Annotated in this window: 6 protein-coding genes; all 6 read left to right on the top strand. The window is 62.0% G+C overall.

Translation table 11 applies throughout. The annotated features are described in order from the left end of the window. Positions 1-191: 191 nt before the first annotated feature. The 6 genes from LAN64_05840 to LAN64_05865 all read left to right on the top strand — a co-directional run bounded on the left by LAN64_05840 (position 192) and on the right by LAN64_05865 (position 10,308). On the top strand, positions 192-1,076 hold the full coding sequence (locus tag LAN64_05840) for a hypothetical protein (GenBank protein ID MBZ5567357.1): 885 nt from the start codon (positions 192-194) through the stop codon (positions 1,074-1,076). Positions 1,077-1,292: 216 nt separating this feature from the next. Further along, positions 1,293-1,646, top strand: coding sequence for a hypothetical protein (locus LAN64_05845; GenBank protein ID MBZ5567358.1), 354 nt, complete (start codon positions 1,293-1,295; stop codon positions 1,644-1,646). A gap of 2 nt (positions 1,647-1,648) precedes the next feature. Then, positions 1,649-3,901, top strand: a complete 2,253-nt coding sequence (locus LAN64_05850; GenBank protein ID MBZ5567359.1) for a hypothetical protein — start codon at positions 1,649-1,651, stop codon at positions 3,899-3,901. Between the two features lie 5 nt (positions 3,902-3,906). After that, positions 3,907-4,380 (top strand): hypothetical protein, encoded by a 474-nt coding sequence (locus LAN64_05855; protein MBZ5567360.1) that lies wholly within the window; start codon positions 3,907-3,909, stop codon positions 4,378-4,380. Between the two features lie 1,216 nt (positions 4,381-5,596). After that, complete coding sequence (locus LAN64_05860; protein MBZ5567361.1) at positions 5,597-7,897, top strand: hypothetical protein; 2,301 nt, start codon at positions 5,597-5,599, stop codon at positions 7,895-7,897. Then, complete coding sequence (locus LAN64_05865) at positions 7,894-10,308, top strand: adenylate/guanylate cyclase domain-containing protein (GenBank protein MBZ5567362.1); 2,415 nt, start codon at positions 7,894-7,896, stop codon at positions 10,306-10,308. The genes LAN64_05860 and LAN64_05865 overlap by 4 nt, the downstream gene beginning before the upstream one ends. Positions 10,309-10,365: the final 57 nt, after the last annotated feature.

The following is a 10,365-nucleotide window of genomic DNA, read 5'->3' on the forward strand; positions in this document are numbered from 1 at the left end:
TCACCGATCCGGCGTCAACCCAGGTGATCCGCAAGACCTATTTGCCGTTGGGAGAGATCACGATCACCAAGTTGGATGATCTCTCGGCAGACGCGAAGGGCGCGAGTGCGGAACAGTTGAAAGTCGGCGACGTTGCGACGGTAATCACCGCCGGCTGAGGGGCGCGAAGGGTGAAGAAACAGAGACGAGCAGTGGAAGCGAGCAACACGGAGGAGGAGACGACAGTGGCGACGGTAAAGGAAATTCAAAGCCAGATCGAGGAATGGGAATCGCATCTCGCCCAGGTAGGCGAGTCGCAGCAAAAAATTGAGTCGCGCGTTTCGGAACTGGAGACGGAGCGGCGCGGGCTGATCGTAGAGGCCAGGACAAAAAACAATGACGCGGCGAAAAAACGCATCGCAGCCATCGCCGGCGAGCTTGACGCCGCCAACCGCGAACTGCGCGATGATGCCGATGCCGTGACCGAGTGCACCAATCGCCTGGAGCCCTTGCGCGCGGAGTTGGCGTGGGCCAAGAAACTGGCGGAGCGCGAGCAGCTCCGAAAATTTGTTGCGGCACGCGCCGACCTGGACCGTCCCGCGCGCATCGGGAAACTGGTGCGGGCTCTTGAGGAAGAGGTGGCGGGGTGGACGGCTGATAAGGCGGCGGTCGGGGACGCCCTGGTCGCCTTCGATTCCAGGCTCAAGGATGTGGCGACCGGCATCCGGACCACATATCCCGACCCGGTGGGAATCAAGTACCTGTACCCGACAAAACAGTACCTGCAGAACTTCGAGAGCCAAGGACCGAAAATCTACGCCGAGGCGCTGGCAGCGGTCGAGGCTCACTTGCTGCCCGGCGAGCCGGTGCCGTCCGATCGCCGCGCCTACCGCGCGGATAATCATTTCCATTTGCACGGCCTGGAACTCTACCGCGGTGAGATCGTGTATCTGCTGCCCGAGCACGCGGCCTATTTCGTCAAGGAGGGGTTGTTGATTGAAGTGGCCGAGCCCGAAGCGAAGGCGACAGAGCCCGCCGTCACGCGCGATCCGCAGCCCGCGGCGGAGGGCAAGGGCAAGGTCAAGGTTTTCGTGTAGGAACTTTTCAGCGGTAGAAGGGGCGCCCATGCTTCGCGCGCCCCTTGCTCCTCGCAGGCTACGCGAGGGCCGGGCTTCGCAGGCGCTGCGCGAGGCCCACAGAGGTACGGGGTTCTTCACCTCGAATGTTTTGATCGATTCGATTCGGGTGGAGGATCTCCATGTCACGAAAACACGCCCGCAATTTTCCATGATGCAGAGAGTGTAGAGTGCATCATGGCGGTGGCGAACGCGATCGCAACGAGGAAGGTCCGCGTCCGCGACCTCCGCGCGATCGCACTTCCCAATCAGGCCGAGGCGCAAGCCATCTCCACGGCTCACCAGCAGATCTCGCCAACTTGTGCAGGTCAACCGCAGTTCGACCTGGCAGGCATTGGCGACAGCTCCGCCCGCACCTTGCTGGTGAAAGTTCGCCAGAGCGGAGGAGAGTACGTCGCCAGTTGTGCCGGCCGCGCACGCCGAGCCCATGGCACTACTCCCGCGGAAGCGATCGCGAAACTGCGCGCAGCAATTTATCCGCCCGATGAACCGGAAGCGACGGCCGATTCACGCACCGGAGGAGCGGCGTAGCCATGCCCATTATTGGACTTAAGATCGAGCTCGACAACGAAGGGGCCGTCAAGGGGTTGCGTGCGTTCAACACCGAACTGGACGGGATGAAGACTCACGCCGTCGCCGGTGCAGCAGGCGCGAGCCAGGCCATGGGCGGCATCGATAAGAGCACGCAGAGGTCAATCGATTCCGCGCGCTTGCTCGAAAGCACCTTCGGAGTGGCCCTGCCGCGCACGCTCACCAAGCTCATCAGTCAAAGCGAAGCCTTCGGGTCCGTGCTCTCCGCGGCGTTCAACGTTTCGGTGGTGGCGGCGTTGGGCGCGGCCGTGGTGGTGGTTGGGGAGAAGATCGCGGCGGCGGCGGTGGAACTCGGCGGCTACACCAAAGCGATGCAGGACGCTTACGCCGCCAACGTGAAGGCCAACAACGAGGAACTTGCCAATCCGAAGACCCTGGAGATCGCAAAGCAGACGCTGTCGAGGATGCAACAACAGAAAAAAGCGAGTGACCAAGTTATTGCCAGCCAGATGAAGGAAGACGAACTCGTACAAGACTTCTTCGACTATGGGACCAGATCGCTCGCAACGGCCGCGCAGCGCGCCAAGTCCGAGGAGCAACTCCTAAAAACCGAGGAGGCGCGCATTCCGGTGGGGCAGAAGATGAACGAGCTGCAAATCCAGCTCGGTGTCGCCATGGCGCAGGCGCAAGGGAGAGTCGCGCAAGCTAAAGCCATCGGCCCGCTCCAGCAGATCGCGGCGGAGGAAAGCACGGCGCTGGCGGTGCTGAATGCGACCTATACCGGAGCCTTGCGCAAAACAACAATGTTCAGAGTTCTAGTCGAGGCCACCCAGCAGGAGGCGGCAGCGAAAGCCGCGAAGGCGTATCAGGATTTCCAGGTCAAACTGCGCGAGATGACCATCGGCGGTAGCGCGAAACTGGTCGAGGAGGGCAGCGCTGCGATTGCGAAGAAGGTGACCGCAGACTTCGTGGCTGAGCTGAAAAACGAGCAACAAGCCAGCGAGCAGGGGCTTCGGCTTATCGATCAGCGAAAGCAGGCCGAATACGACGCCGCAATCGCGATCGCGAACTACAACGGCGATTCGGTCAGCGCGATCGCTCTGCAGGAGCGGCAACGCGTCGAGGACACAATCGGCCATCTGCGCATGATCGGTGTGGCGGAACAGGATCTGCAGGCGCTGCGCATCCAGCTCAACGCAGGGGCGAACGTGAGGATCGCAGAGGAATTCCGGCGCACTACTCAAGACCTCGGCAGCCAACTCGGATCGTTGTTCGATGACATCGGCGGCGGCAACCTGGAGAAACGTCTGCTCACCAATTTCAAGAAGCTCACCTTCGAGATGATCGCGCAGTGGCTGCTGGCGACCAATGCCATGCGAGGCGGCATGGGATCGATCTTCTCGGACCTGGTCTTCGGATCGGGCTCCACGGCCGCGCAGTACTTCGGCGGTGCGGGCGGCATGATGGTTCCGGGCATGACTAATGCCGGTTTCGGGCCTGGCACGTTCGGCGGCTCGACAACTCAGGCGATGCAGATGCAGCAATGGCTCGGCGCACAGCAGGCGGGCCAGATGCAGCAATGGCTCGGCACACAGCAGGCGGGCCAGATGCAGCAGTGGCTCGGCGCGCAGCCCAGTGGCACGACGATGGACCAATGGATTGGCGCGCAACCAAGCGGCACAACGTTGAGCAATCAGTTGCTCGGGATCGGCGGCCTGAACATCACACGCGCGCAGACCGGCATCGGGTTATTCAACAAGAGCACGCTCTCTGGCGCAGCTCCCCTGATGGCCGCGCTGCTGGGAGGAAAGCTCGGAGGCACGACAGGGATGCTCGGCGCCGGCCTGCTCACTGCGATGGCCATCGGCCCCAGCGCTGTAATCGGCGGGCTGAATTCCGTCGCTGTCTCGCTCGGCAACGCGCTCGGCATTAGCGCCGGCGCGGCCGCCGGCCTGATGACCGGCGTTGGCGCTGGGCTCTTCGGCTTTGGAATTGGCCAACAATACGGAAAGCTGCCTGGCACCATCAGTGGCGGCGCCAGCGGGGCGCTGCTCGGCCTTGCGTTCGGCGGCCCGATCGGCGCGGTGATAGGCGGAATCATCGGACTGCTCGGCGGCTTGTTCGGCGGACTGTTCGGCGGATCGCAACGGCGGAAGCAGGCCGAACAGTACGCGCAGGCGCAGTTGGCGGAGATCGACTCGTTGCCGCCTTCAAGAGTTTCCAAATCGATTATGCCTCCGCCAGCAGCCAACTGAAAGAGATGCGCACGAACGCGCAGCAGGAACTCGGCAAGCTGAAGGGCGAAGGCAACAAGGTCTTCAACCGCACGCTGGCGCCGAAGATCGATAGCGCGCTGTCGGAGATCGAAGGGCTGAACAAGGAGCGCGAGCGGCGCATGGGGCTGGTTTTCGGGCCACCGGAATTTCAGGCAGGCGGCTACACCGGCAACGTGCCGTGGATGGGAGGTTGGGGACTTCCGCGCGGCGCCGCCGGCGTCGTGCATCCGCGCGAGTTCGTTTCCACCGAACAAGCTACCGCGCGCTTCCGGACGCAGCCAGCTTCGTTGATCTGCTCAATCGCCACGGCTGGGAGGCGATCAAGAGAATGGGGCGGCGCGATGCGCAGGAGGGGCGCCGATAAATGGGATCGGGTCAGAGGGAATTGTGAACATACGACGGCACGGCATGACCTTGAACGCGAGAGCCTCGCGCGTCAGCCGCCGGCTGCATCCTGATCCTTCACTGCTGCCCGCATCGGGCCTTGAATCGCGGCGAATTCTCATTCGGGACGCTGCGGCAATCCTTGGCTGCTCGCGTTCGGTCGTTCGTCGGTTACTCAACGATGGAATGCTTCACGGGCGAAGGTTCACTGATCGCGGGATAGGTGTGACGCGGGAGTCGCTGGTCGAGCGAAGAAGAAGAGGATGAACGGGTCAACCTCTTCGCGCATCGCCGGCAAAAGGTCAGCAGGCGCCCACAGATACTCGTGCGCACGATGGGACGCGAGGCGGGCCGTTAGTAGGACGGTGTGCTCCACGCGCCGGGCGCGCGAATCGTCGGCTGCGCAACGCCGGCTGCCGGCGGCGATCAGAACTGAGTGCTCTTTGTGGAGGGCCGCGCAGCAGCGCACGAGCGCGGTTTAGTCTCGGCGTTGCGATGAAGGCATTGCGCGCCTTCGGATGCGAAGGCAGTTGCACGCCTTCGACTGAGAAAGCTGGAGAGGCTGACGCGGTAGCACGCTGATTGCCACTCGGCTGCGCGCGGGTAGCTCGTCGGTTTTGGAGCCGCGTCTCAGAAGCCGGCGCGGTCGTGTGTCTGCCCGACTTCAGCCTGTGCCGTTCTCAAATAGCTCCAACACGTTCTCAAATACCGGCATCACTTAGTGACAAATAGCGATTGCGGCCCTACCCTTGATGGTTCCTTCAACGACTCTTGCCAGCATAACGTCTCTCCTTTCCGAGAAAACGGTTGGGAAGCGCCCAGCGCATGGGAGCAGTTGGAAGCCGGCTCGCCAATCCCGGAGCGCGGCGGGGAGATTGGCTCAACCGCGGTTAGTGAGTGCTCTTACCGGTCGAAAACGACCGGCCCACATCGGATCAAGGTGGCAGAAATTATACGCCGCTGGACCGCGTCGGCACTCGGGGAATTTTTTCCGAATCCGTCCCAAAACTGCAAGATTTCGGGTGACATCCCAGGGTCTCTTCCGGCAACAAACAATTGACTTCGAGCGGCTTTGTTGTACTATCCGGGAGCTAATCAGGCTGTCATATGCAGTACAAGGCTGGCCGGATGGAAGTGGACTGAAAACGGGACACTTCCGGCGGATATCCTCCCCCGTAAACCGAACTTTGCAATCGCTCCGCGACGACGGAAGAGCTGCGTCCAGAGCGGGAGCGCAGGTGTGCGATGCGATTCTTCCGAGCCCTAAATTGTGCTCTCATCCTGGCGGTAATGGCCGCCGCAATTACTTCCTCCGCGCAGACGGGGAGTTCGCAAGGGTCTTCCCAGCAGCAGCCCGGACAGGCGTCGGAGAACCCCATCCAGGAGGCGACGAAGCCCACGTCGCTGAGCCAGCAACAACAAGACCAACCGCAGCGACAGGCGGAAGCGGCGCGGGAACATCAGCCCACGTTCGACACCGGCGGCGCTGGCGCGGGCCAGCAAGACCAGGAATTGGGGGAAGTGCGGCTGATGACGCGCTACTCCGACATCAATTCCGGCAGCCCGCAGGGACTTGCGCGCTCCTTCCACAACCAGGGCGAGAACGATCTGGCCGAGTTCAATTTTTTCCTCGATCGCAACCTGTTCAGCACCGGACACCGCTTCCAGTTCCTGACCATGTTCCGCGGTACCGACGACACCAGCATTGATCCCGAGCGCAACAGCATCCAGAAGGGTCTGGTGCGCATTTACGGGCCGCGCGATGAGTACATCTTCGGCGACGCGCTGGTGAACTACTCGCGGCTCACGTTCAACCAGAACATCAAGGGCGTGTCGGCGTCGTGGAAACTCGGAAAGAAATGGAAGATGTCGGCCACGGGCGGGGTGTTTATCGACCGCTGGGGATCGCTATTCAAGGACCAGCCGATGAACCAACCGGGTTTCGCCATTGACTCGAATACCAGAACTTTCCTGATTGACCCGGTCACCGGCGCCAAGATTCCGATCATTAGCGGGTGCCAGCCGCCGTTCTTTCCAACGCCGAGCAACTTCGTGCAGTCCAACGACGCGCTGTGCGGCCGCCCGTTTACGGCGGTAGTCAGCGGCGCCCGGCTGGAGTATGCCTTCACGCGCGATTCGGCCATCGGCTTCAATTTTTCCAGCAGCAACGACCTGGTGGACACGCGCGCTCCGCTGGCGGTGGGCACACCTGCGCCGTTCCCCTCGCCGCAACCCGCGACCAACAAGGTCGGCTCGATTGACTTCAAGTACCAGACCAGGGGCCTGCGCATGGACGGCGAGTTCGCTTACTCAGCGACAAACTTCGACCGGCGCCCGCAACCGTGTGCCGGAGCGCCGACCGTGGTGCCGCCCGCGGGGCACACCATTTTCCCCTGCGACAGCCGCATGTCCAACGCCGGATTGGGAGTGCAGGACGACTGGGGGGCGCGGTTCGAAGCGGCCTATCGCTACAAAAAGCTGAACTTCCGCACTTCCTACGTGCGCTACCAGCCGAACTTTGCCGCGCTCAACGCGCGCCAGATCTCGGACTTGCAAGACTTCCTGTTCCGCGTTTCTCTTGACGCGCTGCCCTGGCTGACGATGGATGGCACGGCGCGCCGCAACAACAACAACCTGAAAAACCAGCAGGCTTTTGAAACTACGATCTGGGGACCGGAAGGGCGGCTGATCTTCCACGACCTGTCGTTCTACCGCCGCGCCTCGCTGGAAGTCGGGTATCGCCACCGCATTATTGACGGCTCTACACCAGCCATTCCGCTGCAATTCGATGCCACGACGAACCTGTTCGCACCTACGCCGACCACCGGCTGCAGCTTTAGCCCAACGTTGACCGGTCCGATGGTCTGCATTGACCGCTCCCTGCGCCAGCCCTACGTGGAACTGACTCTGCCGATCAGCACCACGTTCCTCACCGTGGGTTACGAGCGGCGTCAGTCGGTGGACCGGCTGAAGGTGGGGCAGTCTAACAATACCGACCGCTACTACTTCGGGTTCCGCGGCATTTACGATTTCGGCGGCTGGCACCTCAGCCCTACCATCCGCTACGAACTGGAGCGGCAGAACCACCGCCTGGATCAGGACACGTTTCTCGGTCTGCCGCCCAACCAAGCGCAGTATTTGAACCCGCTGCAGTTGCTCTACCTGGACCACGACACCAACCGCCTGGGGACGGTGACGGTGTACGTGGAGGCGCCGCGCTGGTTCATCCTGGAGGCGGGCTTCCGCGACACCTCGGCGACCATCACCGTTCCAGCGACGCTCACAGTCCCGTGCACCGCGGCAACGACGCCGCCCTGCGCCGCCGGGCAGTCAACCATCAACCAGGTGGTCAACGGCGCCAGCGGCTACAGCCGGCCGTCGTTCCGGGTGGCGCTGACCTACAAGCTGATGAACGACGAAAACAAGGTGCTGATCTTCTCCTTCGAGCGCAACAACAACTTCTACTTCGGTCCGCCGACGTCCAGCGACCCGGTAGGATTCCCGCCGCGCGGAGTGCTCAACCCGCTGAACTTCGATGAGCGGATTGCGGGCGTGACTTTCGTCTACAAGTTCGGGAAACGGGGCAGATGAATCCGGTCCTGAAAAAGATCGCAGAGCTGTGGGGAAAGTTTGCCGACCTGGTCGGACGCGTGCCGGCCAAGCGCGTGGACATGGGGATCGCTCTGCTGGTGACGCTGCTGGCGATGGTGGTGTACGTGTATGTTACGACCGGCCTGAATCGCCGAGCGGCGCTGAGTTTCCTGCAGACGAGCGAGCTGCGCTCGCTGGACGCGCGATTCAAAGCACGCGGAGCGAGACAGCAATGCCCCGGACGGTCCGCCGAGCGGGGTTGCATCGATGACCGGATCGTCATCGTCGCTTTGGACGAAAAGACGCTGCAGAAGGTCGGGTCCTTCCCCATCGCGCGCAATTACTACGGCAAAACGGTGGATCAGTTGGTAGCCGGGGGGGCGCGGGTCATCGGATTTGACTACGACTTCCCGACGCCGGAGAAAAACTCGGCGGTGGAGGCGCTGAAGAAACTGGAGTCGGAGATCGGCGGCGCGGCTTCGCCGACGGTACTGGAGAAGATCCGCGCCATCGAGCGCACCAGCGACAACGATGCCATCCTGGCCGATTCCCTCAAGCGCGCCGGCAACGTGGTGCTCGGCCACATTTTCCTCGATGAAGAGCGCGCCAAGGCCATGGACGCCAAGGCGGCCGAGGACTATTACAACATCCTGTGGGGCCATCCCTTCCCGCAGATGATCAAGGCCAAGGCCGGCCGCGACTTCGATCTTAATAAAGCCTGGGACGATCCCACCCGGGGACACGAAGGGCCGGTGATGTTCGGCATTGAATCGAACATCCGGCTGATCGCGGAGGCCGCCCGCTCGTATGGCTTTTTCAACTACATCCCCGACCGTGACGGCATCTACCGGCGCGCCCCCAGCCTGATGCGCTACCGCGACCGCGAATGGTTCCCTTCGCTTCCGGCAGAAATGCTGAAAGTGTACGAGAACATCAAAGACCAAAGCGAAGTCGCCTACATCAATGACAACGGGATGGAGCGGCTGGAACTGGGGCCGCATACCTACGCCACCGAGCCCGACGGCACCTTTCTGATCAATTTTGCGGGTCCGTTTAGGACCTATCCGCACTACTCGATGGCCGATGTGATGGACGGCACGGTCCCGCCCTCCACGTTCCAGGGAAAGATCGTGCTCATGGGGCCCACCGCCATCGGCATCGGCGATCTTCGCCCCATGCCATTCCAGAGCAGCGACTACATGGGAGTCGAGCTGCATGCCAACGTGCTCGACAACATGCTGAACAACGACATCGCCGGGCGCGGTTTCCTGAAGCGCGGGATCAACCAGGAGATCATCGACATCGTGTTCATCCTGATCTTCGGCATCGGGATGGGCTACCTGTTCGCGCGCCTGAAGCCCCTGCACTCGACGTTTTCCGTGATCGCGGCGCTGGTGGCGTTTTTCGGGATCTGCTACTTCGCCTTCACGCACTGGGGGATGTGGCTGTACCTGGTGATCCCGGCGGGCGCGCTGGTGGTGAACTACGGCGCCATTACCAGCTTCCGCATGGTGTTTGAAGAGCGCGAAAAGCGCAAGGTGCGCAAAACGTTCGAACGCTACGTGTCGCCGGGCGTCATCCGGCTGATCGAACAGGACCCCAAGAAATACTTCAAGGCGGGCGGCGAGTCGAAGGAGCTGACCATCATGTTCAGCGACATCCGCTCCTTCACCGCGATTTCCGAAGGGCTCACGCCGGACGCGCTGGTGGCGCTGCTGAACGAATACCTGGGCGAGATGACCGACATCCTGTTCACGCGCTGGGGCACATTGGACAAGTACATCGGCGACGCGGTGATGGCGTTCTGGGGATCGCCCTTCCCGCAGGACGACCACGCGGTGCGCGCCTGCCACGCCGCGCTCGACATGAGCAAGCGGTTGGAAGAGCTCAACCTGAAGTGGGAAGTGCAAGGCAAGAAGCCGCTCAGCATCGGCATCGGGATCAACACTGGGCAGGTGAACGTCGGGAATATGGGGTCCAGCCGGCGATTCTCGTGGACGGTGATGGGCGACCCGGTGAATCTGGCGTCGCGCCTGGAAGGGCAAAACAAGGAATACCATACGGCGCGAATCATCAGTGAATTCACCTACGCGCAGGTGAAAGACCGCTACGTGTGCCGCGACCTTGACCGCATCCGGGTGAAGGGCAAGCTGAAGCCGGTGAAGATTTATGAGCTCATGGATTTCGCGAAAAACGCACCCAGGCACAGCGACCTGCTAGAGCGCTGGAACGACGCGCACGGCGCTTTCTATCGCGGGGCATGGGACGAGGCGGTACAGAAGTTCGAGGCCTTGTTGGGCAGCTATCCCGATGACGGTCCGACGGAGACCTTCCTGAAGCGGGCTTACGACTACTACAAGGAGCATCCGGCGAGCGACTGGGACGGCGTGTACGTGGCCAAGACCAAGTGACTCCGCACCCTGTACGTCGTAGCGGGTGCGGATTACGAACGTAATGATCCAGGGGGT

Source organism: Terriglobia bacterium (assembly GCA_020073185.1).
Lineage (GTDB): Bacteria > Acidobacteriota > Terriglobia > Terriglobales > Acidobacteriaceae > JAIQGF01.

What these genes read in the sequence shown, in the direction of transcription:
- LAN64_05865 (MBZ5567362.1), top strand. Translation starts at nt 7,894, where the DNA reads ATGAATCCGGTCCTGAAAAAGATCGCAGAGCTGTGGGGAAAGTTTGCC.
- LAN64_05850 (MBZ5567359.1), top strand. Translation starts at nt 1,649, where the DNA reads ATGCCCATTATTGGACTTAAGATCGAGCTCGACAACGAAGGGGCCGTC.
- LAN64_05845 (MBZ5567358.1), top strand. Translation starts at nt 1,293, where the DNA reads ATGGCGGTGGCGAACGCGATCGCAACGAGGAAGGTCCGCGTCCGCGAC.
- LAN64_05860 (MBZ5567361.1), top strand. Translation starts at nt 5,597, where the DNA reads ATGGCCGCCGCAATTACTTCCTCCGCGCAGACGGGGAGTTCGCAAGGG.
- LAN64_05855 (MBZ5567360.1), top strand. Translation starts at nt 3,907, where the DNA reads ATGCGCACGAACGCGCAGCAGGAACTCGGCAAGCTGAAGGGCGAAGGC.